Annotated in this window: 17 protein-coding genes; 12 read left to right on the plus strand and 5 right to left on the minus strand. The window is 77.2% G+C overall.

What is annotated here, in order from left to right; translation table 11 throughout:
- The first annotated feature begins 174 nt into the window (after positions 1-174).
- A complete protein-coding gene (locus ITJ85_RS15260; protein ID WP_217913960.1) occupies positions 175-1,536 on the plus strand; it encodes a DUF11 domain-containing protein in 1,362 nt (453 codons plus the stop codon).
- Here the strand turns inward: ITJ85_RS15260 and ITJ85_RS15265 are convergent.
- Entirely contained in the window at positions 1,526-2,767 is a 1,242-nt protein-coding gene (locus tag ITJ85_RS15265) for an MFS transporter (RefSeq protein WP_217913961.1), read from the minus strand. The genes ITJ85_RS15260 and ITJ85_RS15265 overlap by 11 nt on opposite strands.
- A gap of 165 nt (positions 2,768-2,932) precedes the next feature.
- Between ITJ85_RS15265 and ligD (ITJ85_RS15270) the strand changes: the two genes are divergently transcribed.
- The 3 genes from ligD (ITJ85_RS15270) (at position 2,933) to ITJ85_RS15280 (ending at position 5,349) form a co-directional block, all read left to right on the plus strand.
- The gene (gene ligD, locus ITJ85_RS15270; RefSeq protein ID WP_217913962.1) at positions 2,933-3,916 is read left to right on the plus strand and encodes a non-homologous end-joining DNA ligase; all 984 of its coding nucleotides are present in this window, start codon (positions 2,933-2,935) and stop codon (positions 3,914-3,916) included.
- On the plus strand, positions 3,913-4,836 hold the full coding sequence (gene ligD / locus ITJ85_RS15275; RefSeq protein WP_217913963.1) for a non-homologous end-joining DNA ligase: 924 nt from the start codon (positions 3,913-3,915) through the stop codon (positions 4,834-4,836). Before ligD (ITJ85_RS15270) ends, ligD (ITJ85_RS15275) begins: the two co-directional genes overlap by 4 nt.
- A gap of 90 nt (positions 4,837-4,926) precedes the next feature.
- The gene (locus tag ITJ85_RS15280) at positions 4,927-5,349 is read left to right on the plus strand and encodes a CBS domain-containing protein (protein ID WP_217913964.1); all 423 of its coding nucleotides are present in this window, start codon (positions 4,927-4,929) and stop codon (positions 5,347-5,349) included.
- Between the two features lie 34 nt (positions 5,350-5,383).
- Here the strand turns inward: ITJ85_RS15280 and ITJ85_RS15285 are convergent, their stop codons facing one another.
- On the minus strand, positions 5,384-6,037 hold the full coding sequence (locus ITJ85_RS15285) for a phosphoribosyltransferase (RefSeq protein WP_217913965.1): 654 nt from the start codon (positions 6,035-6,037) through the stop codon (positions 5,384-5,386).
- Positions 6,038-6,043: 6 nt separating this feature from the next.
- Positions 6,044-8,734, minus strand: a complete 2,691-nt coding sequence (locus tag ITJ85_RS15290; protein WP_217913966.1) for a SpoIIE family protein phosphatase — start codon at positions 8,732-8,734, stop codon at positions 6,044-6,046.
- A 106-nt stretch (positions 8,735-8,840) separates the two neighbouring features.
- On the opposite strand from ITJ85_RS15290, the gene ITJ85_RS15295 reads away from it, so the two are divergent.
- A complete protein-coding gene (locus ITJ85_RS15295; protein WP_217913967.1) occupies positions 8,841-9,866 on the plus strand; it encodes a radical SAM protein in 1,026 nt (341 codons plus the stop codon).
- Between the two features lie 9 nt (positions 9,867-9,875).
- Here ITJ85_RS15295 and ITJ85_RS15300 read toward each other — a convergent pair whose 3' ends face one another.
- Together ITJ85_RS15300 and folE are read right to left on the minus strand one after the other, a co-directional pair.
- The gene (locus ITJ85_RS15300) at positions 9,876-11,096 is read right to left on the minus strand and encodes an NAD(P)/FAD-dependent oxidoreductase (RefSeq protein WP_217913968.1); all 1,221 of its coding nucleotides are present in this window, start codon (positions 11,094-11,096) and stop codon (positions 9,876-9,878) included.
- 13 nt (positions 11,097-11,109) lie between these two features.
- Positions 11,110-11,727 (minus strand): GTP cyclohydrolase I FolE, encoded by a 618-nt coding sequence (folE, locus tag ITJ85_RS15305; protein ID WP_217913969.1) that lies wholly within the window; start codon positions 11,725-11,727, stop codon positions 11,110-11,112.
- 125 nt (positions 11,728-11,852) lie between these two features.
- Between folE and ITJ85_RS15310 the strand changes: the two genes are divergently transcribed.
- The 7 genes from ITJ85_RS15310 to ITJ85_RS15340 all read left to right on the plus strand — a co-directional run bounded on the left by ITJ85_RS15310 (position 11,853) and on the right by ITJ85_RS15340 (position 16,276).
- Entirely contained in the window at positions 11,853-12,065 is a 213-nt protein-coding gene (locus tag ITJ85_RS15310) for a hypothetical protein (protein ID WP_217913970.1), read from the plus strand.
- A complete protein-coding gene (locus ITJ85_RS15315) occupies positions 12,062-12,715 on the plus strand; it encodes an RNA polymerase sigma factor (protein WP_217913971.1) in 654 nt (217 codons plus the stop codon). Before ITJ85_RS15310 ends, ITJ85_RS15315 begins: the two co-directional genes overlap by 4 nt.
- Positions 12,712-12,942 carry an anti-sigma factor gene (locus ITJ85_RS15320; protein ID WP_217913972.1) on the plus strand — a complete coding sequence of 77 codons (231 nt, stop codon included), beginning with the start codon at positions 12,712-12,714 and terminating at the stop codon, positions 12,940-12,942. The genes ITJ85_RS15315 and ITJ85_RS15320 overlap by 4 nt, the downstream gene beginning before the upstream one ends.
- Before the next feature lie 72 nt (positions 12,943-13,014).
- The gene (lepB, locus tag ITJ85_RS15325) at positions 13,015-13,575 is read left to right on the plus strand and encodes a signal peptidase I (RefSeq protein WP_217913973.1); all 561 of its coding nucleotides are present in this window, start codon (positions 13,015-13,017) and stop codon (positions 13,573-13,575) included.
- A gap of 29 nt (positions 13,576-13,604) precedes the next feature.
- Positions 13,605-14,606 (plus strand): TerC family protein, encoded by a 1,002-nt coding sequence (locus ITJ85_RS15330; RefSeq protein WP_217913974.1) that lies wholly within the window; start codon positions 13,605-13,607, stop codon positions 14,604-14,606.
- A 222-nt stretch (positions 14,607-14,828) separates the two neighbouring features.
- Positions 14,829-15,059: a hypothetical protein gene (locus tag ITJ85_RS15335; RefSeq protein WP_217913975.1), complete on the plus strand. Its 231-nt coding sequence runs from the start codon at positions 14,829-14,831 to the stop codon at positions 15,057-15,059.
- Between the two features lie 146 nt (positions 15,060-15,205).
- Positions 15,206-16,276, plus strand: coding sequence for an LLM class flavin-dependent oxidoreductase (locus ITJ85_RS15340; protein ID WP_217913976.1), 1,071 nt, complete (start codon positions 15,206-15,208; stop codon positions 16,274-16,276).
- The last annotated feature ends 41 nt before the right edge of the window (positions 16,277-16,317 follow it).

Consider the following 16,317-nt stretch of genomic DNA (forward strand, 5'->3'; position numbering starts at 1 on the left):
CGGATTCCAACCGAAGGGTTAGCGGAAAACCCCCCGGAGGTCCTGCCGGACCGCGCCTGGCTGCGGGAAAGGAGCATCCGCACCGGGGCGACGTCCCCGATGCGCATCCCATCGGATCGGCGGACCATGACATGGACACCGACCGTCGCGAGATCGCCAGAGAGGGTGATCGCCATGTTCCCCAGCACCACACTCCAGCGCCGGCACGCCGCACCGGCGCGCGCGGCGCGCGCACTCGCCGTCGCGATCCTCGCGGTGGCACTGCTGCTCATCGGCGCCTCGGCCGCGAACGCGGCCCCCGGCTCGATCGAGGTCATCGATCGTGGACCGACCCTGGGCCACGACGTCCGCATCCAGCTCCCGGGCGGCGGCTCGACCTGGGAGGACCCGGGCCGCTCCGTCATCCAGGTCACGCCGTCCGGCGGCCCGGCCTACGAGGTCGCCGCCTGGTGCGTCGACACGGCCCGCAGCATCGCGGGCGGCACCGTCTTCCCCGTCGACCTGCAGACCGCCGCCGACGCCCCCGAGCTCGCGGGGCCCGGCTACGCGCAGGCCGCCTGGCTCATGACCCGGGCCGACGACCTCATCGCCGCCGCCGACGAGCCGGGCTTCGAGGCGGCCGCCATCCAGGTGGCGATCTGGCAGCTCACCGGGCAGGCGCTCAACGTCCGCGAGGTCACCAGCGACCCCGCGCTCAACGGGCGCGCCTACGCGCTGCGGATCATGGCCGCCGGCCGCACCGCCGCCACCACGCTGGCGCTCAGCGGCCCCGAGGGCGGGCTGACGGCCGGACAGCCGGGCGTCGTCACGGTCACCGGCACGCCCGGCGCCGAGGTCGACCTCGCGGTCGTCGCCGGCTCGGCGACGCTGTCGGCCGCCCGCGTGACGCTCGCCGAGGGCAGCGCCCAGGTCGCCGTCACACCGGCGGCCGCCGGCGAGGTGCGCATCCGCGCGACCGCCGCCGGCGGGGTGCTGTGGCGCGCCACGCACCTGCCCCACCGCGGCTCGCCGCAGGACATGGGCTACGTCCTGCCGACGACGATCACGGCCGAGGCGGCCCTGACCGCCCAGGCGGCGCCCGTCGTCACGCCGGCGCCGACCCCGGTCGCCGTCGCGCCCGTGACGACCGGCCGGCCGGGCCCCGCCCGTGCCGCCCTGCGCATCGTCAAGCGGGCGCCCCGCAGCGCCGTGGCCGGGCGCGTGATCACCTACCGGATCACGGTGACCAACACGAGCCGGCGCGTGGCGCGCGGCGTCGTGATCCGTGACCGCATCCCGGCGGGCACCCTGCTGCGCCGCCTGCCGGCCCGGGCGCGGCTCGACCGCGGCGCGGTCGTGATCCGCATCGGCACGCTGCGCCCCGGCGCCACGCGCACGGTGAAGGTGTGGCTGCGCACGCGGCCGCGGCTCGACCGCACGGTCCGCAACGTGGCCGTCGCCTCGGCGTCCAACGCCCGCACCGTGCGGGCCGCGGCCCGCACCGCCGTGCGGCCGGTCCGGGCGGCGCCCGCCGTCGCCCCCGCCGTCACCGGCTGACCCCCTGGACGCCGGCGTCCGCCCGGGTGAACCCCGCGGCGGCGCCGGCGCCCACGAGGTCGCGGCGCGCCGTCTCGGGCAGCCCGCGCAGGGCGAGCGCCGCCGGCGCCAGGCACGCGCCCAGCGCGACGAGCAGCACGGAGGGGCTCACGGCGCCCGTCAGGGCGCCGAGGGCCGCCAGGCCCACGGAGCCCGCCACCACCTGGCAGGCGAGCACGAACGCGGTGGTCGTCGCACGCACCTCGGTCGGGAAGAGCTCGGCGAGGTAGGCGACCGACGCGGCGACGAAGCACGAGCCCGCCGTCGCGAGCAGGAAGCCCGGCGCGAAGAGCAGGCGCACCTCGGTGAAGACGAGCACCGTGCCCGCGGCGCCCGCCACCATCGCGGTGGCGATCATCGGCCGGCGCCCGACGACGTCGCCGAGCCTGCCGCCCAGCCAGAAGCCGAGCACCCCGAACACGGCCGAGGCGAGGATCAGGCCGGTGAAGACCCCGCTCCAGCGGTACTCCGTCTGCGCCAGGTCCGAGGCGTAGAAGAAGCCGCTCGTCTGGACCATCCCGAACGCCGCCACCACGCCGACGACCCGCCACAGGCGGCGGCGGTCGGCCGGCGGGATGCGCGGCCACAGCGACGACTGCAGCCGCGACGACGCCCGGGCCACCGTGAAGGCCCGCGTCTCGGGGAGGCGGCGCCGCAGCAGGGCGGCCATGGCGAGCGGCGCCAGGGCGACCAGGTAGAAGAGGCGCCAGTCGAGCGGCGTGAGCGGCACGACGAGCAGCAGCCCGGCCACGGCGCCGTAGCCGATGCCCGAGACGATGCCGAGCGCGGCGAGCCCGGTGCCCCGCCGGTCGGGCCGCAGCTCCTCCGCGATCACGAGGTTCGCGAGCCCGGCCTCGGCGGCGAGGAACACGCGGGCCGCCCCCTGCAGCACCACGAACGAGACGAGCCCCCAGGCGAGCCCGGTCGCGCCGGTGGCGAGCGTGAAGAGCGCCAGCGACCAGAGGAGCATGGTGCGTCGCCCCCACCGGTCGGCGAGGCGCAGGAGCGGGACGCTGCCGAGCGTCGCGAGGCGGATGATCGCCACGCCCACGGCGAACGCCGCGATGCTGACGCCGAGGCCGTCGGCGATCCGCGGCGCGGCGAGGGTGAGCAGGGCCACGTCGTAGACCTCGAAGAAGCCCACGGTCGCGAGCGGGCCGAGCACGGCCCATTCGCGCCTGCTGAAGTCCACAAGGGACAGGATGGCCCGCGTCTCCGCTCGCCGTCGCCACCGGCCGCGGTGCCGGCCGGGTCGGCCGCGCAACGAAGACGCTGTCTCGGATCAGCGTACGCCCGCGGTCAAGCGCGCCGCCGGCCCAGGCGGTACCGTGGCCGCCATGCGCCGCCGGCGATGCCCGTGAGCGCGCCCGCGGCCGCGGGCGATCCGTTCGCCACCCTCCCCGACGAGCTGCGCGCCCTGCTGCGCGCGGAGTCGGTGCCCCGGCGCGTCGAGCCCATGGCGGCCGTGCTCGTGCACGAGCCGTTCTCCGAGCCGGGCTGGCTGTTCGAGCGCAAGCTCGACGGCATCCGCTGCATCGCCCTGCGCGACGGCGACCGGGTGCGCCTGCGCTCGCGCAACGACCTGCCGCTGGACGGCCGCTTCCCCGGCATCGCGGCCGCCCTCGCCACGGCCGCGGCGCCCCGGTGCGCGCTCGACGGCGAGATCGTGGCGTTCGACGGCGCCCGCACGAGCTTCGAGCGCCTGCAGTCGCGCGGCGGACGGCCCGCGCGGGCGTTCCTCTACGTCTTCGACGTGCTGCACCTGGCCGGGCGGGACACCACCGCGCTGCCCCTGCGGGCGCGCAAGCGGCTGCTGCGCGCCGCGGTGGCCCCCGGCGGCCCCATCCGCACGACGCCCCACCGCACCGGCGACGGCGCCGCGCTGCTCGCCGACGCCTGCCGGCGCGGCTGGGAGGGCCTCATCGCCAAGCGCCCGGACGCCCCCTACGCGCACGGCCGCTCCGCCGACTGGCGCAAGCTCAAGTGCTCGGCCGAGCAGGAGCTCGTGGTCGGCGGCTACACGGCGCCGCGCGGCAGCCGCACCGACCTCGGCGCCCTGCTGCTCGGCTACCACGAGGGCGGGCGGCTGCGCTACGCGGGCAAGGTGGGCACCGGCTTCACCCGCGCCGCCCTGCGGGACCTGGCCGCGCGCCTGGGCCCGCTGCGCACCGGCGCGTCGCCGTTCGCCGACCCCGTGCGCGAGGCGGGCGCCACCTGGGTCGAGCCCCGGCTCGTCGCCCAGGTGGCCTTCACCGAGTGGACCCGGGACGGCCGCCTGCGCCATCCGCGGTTCCTCGGCCTGCGCGACGACACGCCCGCCGCGAAGGTGGTGCGCGAGTGAGCCCGCCGGGCGCGCGGGCCGTCCGGGCGGGGCGCCGCTCCGTGCCCATCAGCAACGCCGACCGCGTGCTGTTCCCCGACGCGGGCCTGACCAAGCTCGACCTGGCCCGCCACTACGCGCGCGTGGCCCCCGCGATGCTGCCGCACGTGCGGGGGCGGCCGCTGGCGCTGCACAGCTTCCCGGGGGGCATCGCGGGGGACGGCTTCTTCCTGAAGGACGCCCCGCGCCACTTCCCCCGCTGGATCGCCACCGTGGCCGTGCCCAAGCGCGAGGGCGGCACCATCCGCCACGTGGTGGCCCGCGACGCGGCCACGCTCGTGTACCTGGCGGGGCAGAACGTGATCACGCCGCACGCCTGGACCAGCCGCGCGGACCGGCTGGAGGTGCCCGACCGGCTGGTCATCGACCTCGACCCCACCGTGCAGCGCTTCGCCGAGGTGCGGGCGGCGGCGCGGGCCGTGGGCGACCTGATGCGCGACGCGGGCCTGGCGCCGTTCGCCATGACGACGGGCTCGCGCGGGCTGCACGTCGTCGCCCCGCTGCGCCGGAGCGCCCGCTTCGACGAGGTGCACGCGCTCGCCCGGGCGCTCGGCGAGGCCGCCGTCGCGCTCGACCCGGCGCGCCTGACCACCGCGTTCCGCCGCGCCGAGCGCGGGGAGCGGATCTACGTGGACGTGGGGCGCAACCGGTACGGGCAGCACGCGGTGGCCCCCTACGCCGTGCGGCCCCTGCCGGGCGCGCCCGTCGCCACCCCCCTGCGATGGGAGGAGCTCGACGACCCCGCGCTCGGCCCGCGGTCGTGGACGATCGCCACCATCGGGGCGCGCCTGGACGAGGGCGGCGACCCGTGGCGCGGCAGCGGCCGCCACGCCCGCGCCGCCGGGCCGGCGCTGCGCCGGCTGGGCGCCGGCGGGCGCTGAGCCGGCGGTCGCGCGGCACCGGGTCGCGTTTGGCGGTGCACCCCGCGGGCACCGGTCGACCAGTACGGCAATCGGAGCAGGAGGAGCCCAGTGAAGGTCCGTGACGCCATGGCCGAGACCATCCGCACCGTCTCCTCGGGCGACACGATCGGGGACGCCGCCCGCGCGATGCGCGACGAGGGCGCCGGCTTCCTGCCGGTGGTCGACGACGACCGCCTGGTGGGCGTGCTGACCGACCGCGACATCGTCATCCGCTGCGTGGCGGAGGGCGACGGCGATCCGCGCGGCGTGAAGGTGGCCGACGCGATGAGCACGGCGGTGCACACGATCTCGCCCGACGACCCGCTCGACCTCGCCGGCGAACGGATGGCCGACGACGCGATCCGCCGCCTGCCGGTGGTGGAGGACGGCGGCCGGCTGGTCGGCATCCTCTCGCACGGCAACCTGGTGCAGGCGACGGGCGGCCGCGGCCCGGCCTGGGAGGCCACCACGGGCGTCACCCAGGGCGCCTAGGCGGGCACCACGGCGGGCGTCACCCGCGGAGGCCTCAGGGCGCCTCCGCGGGGGGCCGCGCCAGCAGCGCCCGGACCTCCTCGTCGGAGGTCGGCTCGAAGTCGCGGTACCAGGCGCCGACCGCCCGGAAGGGCGAGGGCGTGCGTGCGCACACCAGGTCGTCCACCTCGGCCCGCAGGCGCGCGCAGACCTCGGCGGCGCCCACCGGCACGGCCACGATCACGGCGGCCGCGCCGGCGCGGGCCACGGCGCCCACGGCCGCCCGCATCGTGGCGCCGGTGGCGAGCCCGTCGTCGACCAGCAGCGCCCGGCGGTCGCGCAGGTCGAGCGCGGGCCGGCCCGCCCGGTAGCGGGCCTCGCGCTCCTCGACCGCGGCGATCGCCGCCCGCGCGGCGCGGCGCAGCTCCGCGTCGCCGAGGCGCAGCCCGGCGGTGACGTCGTCGTTCACCACGAGCACCCCGCCGCTCGCGACGGCGCCCATGGCCAGCTCCTCGCGGCCGGGCACCCCGAGCTTGCGCACCACGACCACGTCGAGCGGCGCGCCGAGCGCGCGGGCGACCTCCCACGCCACCGGGACGCCGCCGCGGGGCAGGCCGAGCACCACCAGGTCGTCGCCGGCCGCGCCGGCGAGCAGCGAGGCGAGCACGCGCCCCGCCTCGCGGCGGTCACGGAAGCGCTCACCCCCCACGCGCGCCTAGCCGTGGCCCGCCGCGTCGTCGGCGCGCGCCGGGACGCCGTCGCCGCGCGCCGCGCGCGCCGCCGCGGCGCCCACCACGAGCACGGCCACGTCGTCGTGCAGCCGCCCGCCGCACATCTCCCGCACCCGGTCGGCGACCCTGCCGGCCAGCTCCGCCGCCGGGGCGTCCGCAATCTCCGCCGCCACCGCGGCGAGGCCCTCCTCGCCGAGGAACCGGCCGCGGCCCGTGCGCGCCTCCGTCAGGCCGTCGGTGTAGAGCAGCAGACGGTCGCCGGGCTCCAGCGCGACCTCGGCCGGCGCCGGACGGATCGAGCGACGGATGCCGACCAGCGGGCCCGACGCCCGCACCCACTCGGTGGCGCCCGACGCCCGCAGCACGAGCGGCGGCGGGTGGCCCGCCGACGCCAGCGTCACCCGCAGCCCCGCGCCGGCACGCTCGACGAGGCCGGCGCACGCGGTGAGGAACTGGGTGCTGCCGGGGCGCTGGTGCAGCACCGCGTCGTTGAGCTGCGCGAGCAGGCGCGCCGGGCAGGGGTCGTGCTGGGCGAGCGCGCGGATCGTGTAGCGGGCGAGGGCGGTCAGCGAGGCGGCCTCGGGCCCCTTGCCGCAGACGTCCCCGATCACCACCAGCCAGCGGCCGTCCTCCGAGCGCACGACGTCGTAGAAGTCGCCGCCGGCCTCCACCCCCGTGCCCATCGGCAGGTACGCGGCGCCGAGCGCGGCCCCCGGCACGACGGGCAGCTCGGCGGGCAGCAGCGCCTGCTGCAGCGTGTCCGCGATGCGCTGCTGGGCCCGGAAGAGGCGCGCGTTGTCGATCGCCACCGCGGCGCGCTCGGCGAGCTGGCGCGCCAGGCGCAGGTCGGCCGGCCCGAAGCGCCGGCCCGACTCGCGCGTCGCCAGCAGGCTCAGCGCGCCGATCGGCCGGCCGCGCACGGCGAGCGGCACGCACACGTACGAGGTCAGCCCCATCTCGCGCAGCACGCCCAGGTGCTGCTCGTCGCGCGCGGCGGCGACGAGCAGCTCGTCGGTGACCTGCTCCACCAGCTGCGGCTCGCCGGTGCGCACCACCGCCGACGGGCCGGCGAGCGCGTCCGGGTCACCGGGGTGGCGGGCCGCCAGCTCGGACGCCCAGCGCTCGCGCTCGGGGTCGGCGTGGGCGATCGCGACCGGGGTCAGCCCGCCCGACTCGGAGCGGAGGTGGACGGCGCACCAGTCGGCGAGGTCCGGCACGACCAGCGCCGCGAGCGCGCGCAGGGTCGCCTCGTGGTCGAGCGACGACGACAGCAGCGCCCCGGCCTCGAGGAGGAACTCCATCTGGCGCCGCAGCTCGTGCTCGCTCTCGTAGAGGCGGGCGTTGTCGACCGCGAGCGCCACCCGCTCGGCGATCTCCTCGGCCAGGCCCAGGTCGTCCTCCGTGAGCCGCCGGTCGGAGTGGTCGCGGCTCGTGGAGAGCGACAGCACGCCGATGCGTCGCCCGCGGGCGACGAGCGGGGCGACGACCGCCGACCGCACGCGCAGGCGGGCGCGCGCCTGCGCGTCGGCGGGCCCGCGCGAGTACCGCTCGGTGAGCTCGTCGCTCACGTCGGGCAGCAGCATCGGGCGGCCCGTGGCGGCCACCTCGCCGATGGGGCTGTCCTCGAGCGGCGGCGGGAGGTCCGCCAGGACGCGGCTCCGCTCCGGGTCGACGTGGGCGGCGGCCGCCCGCACCAGCCGGCCGGGCCCCGTGATCAGGTCGACCACGCAGCTGTCCGCGACGGCGGGCAGGACGGTCCGCACGAGGCCGTCGAGGCGGCCCTCGAGGGCCATGGGGCCGTTCAGCACCACGCCGATCTCGGCCAGCAGCTCGCCCCGGCGCTCGTGCTCGAGGCGGGCGGTGATGTCGACGCACGAGCCGATCAGCCCGGCGAAGTCGCCGTCGCGGCCGATGCGCGGGACCGCCCGGTCGAGCACCCAGCCGTACGAGCCGTCGGCCCGCCGCAGCCGGTACTCGATCTCGAAGGCCTGGCGCCGCTCGATCGCGCGCCGCGAGGCGCGCAGGCGGCGCTCGAGGTCGTCCGGGTGCACGTTCTCCGCCCAGCCGTCGCCGAGCTCCTGCTCCATCGACCGGCCCGTGTGGCGCAGCCACTCCGCGTTGAGCCAGGTGCGCGCGCCGGACGGGTCGGAGACCCAGATCAGCACCGGCGCGTGATCGGCCATGCGCCGGAAGCGGTCCTCGCTCTCGCGCAGGGCCGCGTCGGCGCGCCGCACGTCCGTGACGTCGCGGGCGACGCCGAGCATGCGCCGCGGGCGCCCGGCCCGGTCGAAGACGGCGGTGCCCTCGGTGGACACCCAGCGCACCCGGCCGTCGTCCCCGACGGCCCGGAACTCGGCCGAGAACGGCTCGCCGGTGGTCAGCGTGCGGCCGATGCGCTCCTGCACGGCGGCGCGGTCGTCGGCGTGCACCGCGGCGAGGAACCGCTCGAACGTGCCGTCGAAGCTGCCGGGCGCCATGCCGTGCACCCGCTCGAGGTCGCCCCACCACAGCAGCCCGCCGTCGGCGAGGTCCCAGTCCCAGACGCCCATGCCGGCGGCGTCGAGCGCCAGCCGGAGGCGGTCGCGGCTCGCCCGCAGCTCCTCCTCGACGCCCCGCATGCGGGCCGCGCCGGACAGCCGCCCGAGCCCCCTGATGAGCCGTGCCCCTCGCGCCATGCGTCCTCGTCACATCCGGCGTTCCGGCGGAACGGTCGGCTCACCCTAGCGCGCCGCGCCACCCGGCCCGTATCGCCGCGGCGGCCGAACGTGGTAATCGTCACGTATGCCGGAGCCCGGTCGCTCGCAGACCGCGTCGCCGCCGCCGCCACGGGAGCTGCAGCTGGAGGTCACCGGGGCCTGCAACCTGCGCTGCCCGATGTGCCTGGTCAGCCACCGTCCGGCGCTGGGCCGCTCGGCCGCCGCCATGCCCTTCGAGCGCTTCCGCGAGCTGGTGGACGGCCTGCCGGGGCTACGGCGGCTGACGCTGCAGGGGCTGGGTGAGCCGCTGCTGCACCCGCGCATCGTCGACATGGTCGCCTACGCCGCCGGGCGGGGCGTGCGCGTGGGCTTCAACAGCAACGGGCTCCTGCTCACCCGGGCGCGCGCCCGGGCGCTGATCGACGCGGGCCTCGGCTGGCTGCACGTCTCGGTCGACGCCCCGACGCCCGAGGCGTACGCCGCCATCCGCCGCGGCGGCGAGCTCGGCCGCCTCGAGGCCAACGTGCGCGACCTGATGGCCGTCGTGCGGGAGGCCGGCGAGCCGGCGCCCGAGATCGAGCTCGTGGCCGTGGCGATGCGCCGCACGCTGCACCTGCTGCCCGACCTCGTGCGCCTGACCGCCGACTGGGGGGTGCCCCGCCTGTGGGTGCAGGGCCTCTCGCACTCGTTCGCCGACGCCGACCCGGGCGGCGGCTACGAGGGCCTGCGCGCCTTCGTCGCCGGCGAGGCGCTGTGGAGCGAGGACGCCCCGGCCGAGACGGGCGCGGTGATGGACGCCGCGCGGGCGCTCGCCGCCGAGCTCGGCGTGACGCTGCGCCTGCCCTCGCCGCCGCGCCCGCCCGAGCCGCGCGCGCCCGGCGTGGCGGGCTGTGACTGGCCGTGGCGGTCGGCCTACGTCACCCACCGCGGCGAGGTGCAGCCCTGCTGCATGGTCATGGGCGCCGAGCGCGCCACGCTCGGCGACCTCGGCGAGTCGTCGTTCGAGGAGATCTGGAGCGGCCCCGCGTACGGCGCGTTCCGCGAGGCGCTCCTCACCGAGCAGCCGCCCGAGGTCTGCCGCGGCTGCTCGGCCTACCGCCACGTCTTCTGACGGCGGCGCTCAGAGCCGGTCGAGCGGCACCCCCGGGTCGGCCAGCCGGGCCGGGTCGAGCGGCCGCCGGGAACGGATCAACTCCTGCACCGCCGCGTTGACGTCCCAGACGTTGAGGTTCATGCCCGCGAGGGGCCGGTCCTCGGGGTCGAGCCAGAAGATCACCAGCTCGCGCGCCGCCCGGTCGCCGCGCATCACCACGCGGGCGTCCCCCTCGGCCAGCCCCGAGTACTCCATGCCGGCGTCGTACTGGTCGGAGTAGAAGTACGGCAGGCGCTCGTAACGCTCGCCCCGGCCCAGCATGTTGCGCGCCGCGCAGAGGCCCTGGTTGAGCGCGTTGGCCCAGTGCTCCACCCGCACCCGGCGGCCGTAGAAGGGGTGGTCGGCGTTCGCGACGTCGCCCGCGGCGAACACGCCGGGCGCCGACGACTCGAGCGTCGCATCGACCAGCACGCCGTTCTCCACCGCCAGCCCGGCGGCCTCCGCCAGCGCGGTGCGCGGGGCGACCCCCACGCCCAGCACCACGGCGGCGCAGTCGATCGACCGCCCGTCGGCGAGCCGGACGCGCTCGGCGCGGCCGTCGCCCTCGATCGCCTCCAGGCGCGCCCCGGCGACGTACTCCACCCCGTGCTCGCGGTGCAGGTCGAGGTAGATGCCCCCCACCTCCGGGCCCAGCACCCGCTCCAGCGGCACCTGCGCCTGCTCGAGCAGCGTCACCTCCATGCCGCCGGAGCGGGCCGCCGCGGCCGCCTCGCAGCCGATCCAGCCGGCGCCCACCACCACCAGCCGGCCGCCGGCGGCGATGACCTCGCGCAGCCGGTCCGAGTCGGCCAGGGTGCGCAGGAGCAGCACGCCGTCGAGGTCGGCGCCCGGCAGCGGCAGGCGCCGCGGCTCGGCGCCGGTCGCCAGCAGCAGGCGGTCCCACCGCACGGTCTCGCCGTCGCCGAGCGCCGCCGTGCGCGCGCCGGGGTCGATCGCGGTCACGGTCGTGCCGGTGCGCAGCTCGATGTCGCGCTCCTCGTAGAAGCCCGGCGGGTGCACGTAGACCGAGGCGCGCTCGTCGGATCCCCCCAGGTAGCCCTTCGACAGCGGCGGGCGCTCGTAGGGCCGCTCGGGCTCGTCGCCCACCAGCAGCACGCGCCCCCCGTAGCCCTCGTCGCGCAACGCCTCGGCGGCCTTGGCGCCGGCGAGGCTCGCGCCCACGATCAGGATGGTCCCCGGCTCGGTCACGATCGCTCCCCCTTCACGGACGCTCGGCGCGGTGGCGGATCAGCTCCAGGAACTCCTGGCGCGTGCGCGGATCATCCCGCACCCGCCCGCGCAACGCCGAGGTGGTCGTGACCGCCCCCGGCTGGCGCACGCCCCGCAGGCCCATGCAGGAGTGGGTCGCCTCCAGCACCACCCCCACCCCGGCGGGCCGCAGCTCGTCCTGCAGCCAGTCGGCGATCTCGGCGGTGAGGCGTTCCTGCACCTGCGGCCTGCGCGCCCGGTGCTCCACGAGCCGCGGCAGCTTCGAGAGGCCGATGATGCGCTCACCCGGCAGGTAGGCGACGTGGGCGACGCCCGTGAACGGCAGCAGGTGGTGCTCGCACAGCGAGGCGAAGGCGATCCCCGAGACCACCACGAGCTCGTCGTAGCCCTCGTTGGGGAAGGTCGTGGCCCGGAACGGCACGGGGCGCAGCAGCTCGCGCAGCGCCCCGGCCACGCGGCGCGGGGTGTCGGCGAGCCCCTCGGCGGCGCGGTCGACGCCCAGCGCGTCGAGCAGGTCGGCGACGGCGCGCTCGGCCGGGTCGCCGCGGTCGCCCGGCGCGGCCGGTCCGCGGTCGTCGAGGTGTCGCAGGGCTGCTGGTGCGGTCGTCATGGCGGCTCCCGGTCGGGCGGGCTCGTCGCCCGCGTTCACATGGAGGTACGTGCCGGCGGCGCGGCCGGTTCCACCGGCGTCGGCGACGACGGTAAGAACCGCGCGCCGTGGGACACTCACCGCGCGTGGAGACCACCCCCCGCCACCCCCGGAACGTCGTCCGATGGCGCAGAGGCGCGCTGGAGCACGCGGGCGTGCCGCGCGGCCTGGCCGAGCGCCTCGCCCGCGAGCCGGGCGTCGACCTGCACGCGCTGATCGGCCTGGTGGAGCGGGGATGCCCGCCCGAGACCGCGGCGCGCATCCTCTGGCCGCTGCGCGGCCCGGCGGCGCGCCCGTGAGCGCCGTCGCCCCCGGCACGCCGCCCCGGCCCGACGCGGAGTCGCGCGAGTGGCTGCGCGACCTGCGCGGCGCAGGCGCCGAGCGCGAGGACGCCCTGGCGCGGCTGCACGCGCTGCTGCTGCGCGCCGCGCGCTTCGAGGTGGGCCGCCGCGCCGCCGGGCTGGCGCACCTGCGCGGCCGACTCGACGAGATCGCCCTCGAGGCGGCGGACGACGCGCTGATGAGCGTCGTGGCGCGGCTCGACGACTTCCGCGGCGCCAGCCGCTTCAGCACCTGGGTCTACAAGTTCGCCGTGCTCGAGGCGGCCACGAAGGTGCGACGCCGCGCGTGGCAGGCGCGCGAGCTGCCGCTCGAGCCCGGCCGCTGGGAGGGGATGTCGGCGCCGGGCCCCGGCCCGCGGGCCAGCGCCGAGCAGGCCGAGCTGCTCGGCGCGGTGCGCGAGGGCATCGACGTCGCGCTGTCGCCGCACCAGCGGCGGGTGCTGCTCGCGACGGTGCTCGACGGCGTGCCGATCGACGTGCTGGCGGAGCGTCTCGGCACGACCCGCGGCGCGCTCTACAAGACGCTCCACGACGGCCGCCGCGCGCTGCGCCGCCACCTCGCCGCGCGCGGCCTCTCGCCGGCCGGCGGCGACGGGGAGGCGGGGTGAGCGGCGCCCCCGACCTCGCGCGGGCGCTCGCCCTGCTGCTCGGGCCCGAGGGGCCGGAGCTCGGCTGCGACGAGTGCTTCGACGAGCTCGACCGCCACGTCGACCTGGAGCTGCGCGAGGGCCCCGGGGCCGGCGTGCCCGGCATGCGAGCGCACCTCGCCGGGTGCCCCGCGTGCCGGGAGGAGTACGAGAGCCTGCGCGACCTGGTGATCGCCGACGGCGGCTGAGGCGACGCGCGGGCGTCCCCGGGCGGGCGCGATGCGGCAAGATGTCGCGATGCCGCACGGGACCCGCTGAGGATGCGCCGCTTCGTCAAGGAGTTCCTGCTGCCCGTGGCGGTGGCGGTGGCGCTCGCGTTCGTCATCCAGGCGTCGGTCGCCAAGCCCTACGAGATCCCGACCGAGTCGATGGTCCCGACGATCCAGGCCGACGACCGGATCATCGCCAACCGGGTCATCTACCGGTTCCGCGACATCGAGCGCGGCGACATCATCGTGTTCGACCCGCCCCGCTCCGCCACCCGCACCTGCGGCGCCGCGGGCGGCGGCAACGTCCCCTACGTGAAGCGCGTCATCGGGCTCCCCGGCGACACGGTCGAGGTGCACGAGCGCGGCCCCACGATCGTCAACGGCGAGCCGTTCGTGGTGGAGGACGCCCTGCCCAACCCGCGCCAGCGCGACGACCAGCCGACGCGGACCTTCCAGGTGCCGCAGGACCGCCTGTTCGTGCTCGGCGACAACCGGCCGGGCTCGTGCGACAGCCACCAGTGGGCGCCCGACCCCTTCGTGCCGCTCGACAACGTGATCGGCCAGGCCGAGGTCACCTACTGGCCGCTCTCGCAGATCGGCTTCCTCGACTGAACGCCCCCGCGGCCGGGTAGCCTGCCGCCGTGCTCGACGTCTCCCTCGCCGCCTGGGCCATCACCGTGGCGGTCATCGTCGGCCTGCTCGCGCTCGACCTGCTGCGCTCCGGCGGCAAGCGGGCCCACATCGTGGGCTTCCGCGAGGCGGTCTGGTGGTCGGTCTTCTACATCGCCGTGGCGATCGCCTTCGGCGTGGTCTTCGGGTTCCTCGCCGGCTGGGACTACGGCACCGAGTACTTCGCCGGCTACATCGTCGAGAAGAGCCTCTCCGTCGACAACCTGTTCGTGTTCGTGATCATCATGACCACGTTCGCGGTGCCGGCGGAGCACCAGCAGAAGGTGCTCACGATCGGGATCGTCGGCGCCCTGGTGCTGCGGGCGATCTTCATCGCGCTCGGCGCGGCCCTGATCAGCACGTTCTCGTTCATGTTCCTCGTGTTCGGGCTGCTGCTGATCGGCACGGCGATCCAGCTCTTCCGCCATCGCGACGAGGACCCCTCGGTGGAGGACAACGCGCTCGTGGCGTTCGCGCGGCGGCGCTTCCCGATCACCGACGACTACCACGGCGGCAGCTTCGTGACGCGGGTCGCCGGCCGGCGGATGCTGACGCCGCTGTTCCTCGTGCTGCTGGCGGTCGCCACGACGGACATCCTCTTCGCGCTCGACTCCATCCCGGCCGTCTTCGGCGTCACGGAGGAGGCGTACATCGTCTTCGTGGCGAACGCCTTCGCGCTGCTCGGCCTGCGGGCCCTCTACTTCCTGGTCTCGGGGCTGCTCGACCGGCTCGTCTACCTGTCGGTCGGCCTGTCGCTGATCCTCGCCTTCATCGGCGCCAAGCTGGTGCTGCACTACGGGCACACGCTCGACGACTCGGTGCCCGAGGTCTCGACCGGCGCCTCGCTGGTCGTGATCGGCGTCGTGCTGGCGGTCACCGTGGCCGCCAGCATCGCCAAGACCCGGCGCGACCCCACCGCGCGGGCCCACGCCGGGACGCTGCGTGAGCCGCGCACGCCCGAGCGGGAGGGCTGACCCCACGGGCGGCCGGCCGGTGCGTCCGCTCGCGGCCACGGCGCTGGTCGTCGCCGACGGCCCGTACGTCTCCGGGCTCCAGGTCGCACGGGAGGGCGGGGCGTCGCTCCAGGCGACGGTCACCGCGCCATGGGGGAAGCGGCACGCCCGCGTGCCCGGGGCCTCGAGGACGGACCGCGCGCGCACCGCCGACACGGCGCGCGCCGGCGAGGCCACCCCAGCGTGCGCTGCGAGACGGCGGGCGTCACCGTCCACCACGAGCAGCCCGCGACCGCCGAGGCCATGGACCGGTCGTACGACGGCCACCTCGCGTCGGAGGAGATCCAGCGCGGCGAGGGCACGACCTGCGAGAGGGGCGCCCCGGCCGAGGGCACGTGGAACGGCTCGCGGAGCCGCGTCGCCCGCTGGACGAACGACGTCGGGGCCTGGGCGGTGTGGAGGCACGCCGCTTGATGATCCCCGCGGTCGCCGTGGACACCGACGGCGACCTGCAGCGGCTGTTCGCGTGGCGGGAGCGCCCCTCCCCGGGACCGGTCCCGGGGTCCTGACGGCGCGCGCGGCCGGGGCCCCGGCCGCGCGCCGTTCCTAGGATTGGCGGCGTGAGCGGACCCCTGCGCATCGGCGTGCTCGACCAGAGCCCGGTCCCCGAGGGCACGTCCGGCGCCGGGGCGCTGCGCAACACGGTCGACCTCGCCCGCCTCTGCGACGGGCTCGGCTACTCGCGCTACTGGGTGGCCGAGCACCACGGCGGGCCGCTGCTCGCCGGCGCGAGCCCCGAGGCCCTGATCGGCCCGCTCGCCGCGGCCACCGGGCGCATGCGCGTCGGCAGCGGCGGCGTGATGCTGCCCCACTACAGCCCGCTCAAGGTGGCGGAGACCTTCAGCATCCTGGCGGCACTCTTCCCGGGGCGCATCGACCTCGGCATCGGGCGGGCCTCGGGCACCGACCCCGAGACGACCTACGCGCTGCAGCGCGACCGGCGCCAGGCCGCGCCCGACGACTTCCCGCAGCAGCTCGCCGAGCTGGCCGCCTACCTGCGCGACGAGATGCCGGAGGGGCACCCCTTCGCCCGGCACGCGGCCCTGCCGGGCCTGCCCGACCTGCCGGAGCTGTGGCTGCTCGGCTCGTCGCGCCAGAGCGCGCTGTGGGCCGCCGAGCTGGGGGTGCCCTACGCGTTCGCGGACTTCATCAACCCCTCGGGCGCCGCGTACGCGGCGGAGTACCGCGAGCTGTACCGGCCGTCCCCGCGGCACCCCGAGCCGCGCGTGGCCGTCGGCGTGTCGGCGATCTGCGCGGACGTCGACGAGGAGGCGCGCCGGCTGGCGGCCAGCGTGACGATGGCGATGCGGCTGCTGCGCCGCGGCACGCCGATCCCGGTGCCCGAGCCGGAGCGCGCCCTGCGCTTCATCGAGGAGGAGCGGGCGCGCCGGCCCGCCGACGACGGCCGGCCGCGCATGCGGCGCAAGCGGCGGATGGTGGTCGGCGGGCCGGCGGCGGTGCGCGCGGAGATCGCCGGCGTCGCCGACGAGTACGGCGCAGAGGAGGTGCTCGTGGTCACGATCGTCCACGACCACGCCGCGCGGCGGCGCTCGTACGAGCTCATCGCCGACGCCTTCGCGCTCGCGCGCGGCGGGCCGCCCGCCGCCGCGACGGCCCCGCGCGGGGGGTGACGGCCGGCCCCCGGGCCAGCATGATGTGCGGGGGCCGCACC

This window comes from Miltoncostaea marina (genome assembly GCF_018141525.1).
GTDB classification, from domain to species: domain Bacteria; phylum Actinomycetota; class Thermoleophilia; order Miltoncostaeales; family Miltoncostaeaceae; genus Miltoncostaea; species Miltoncostaea marina.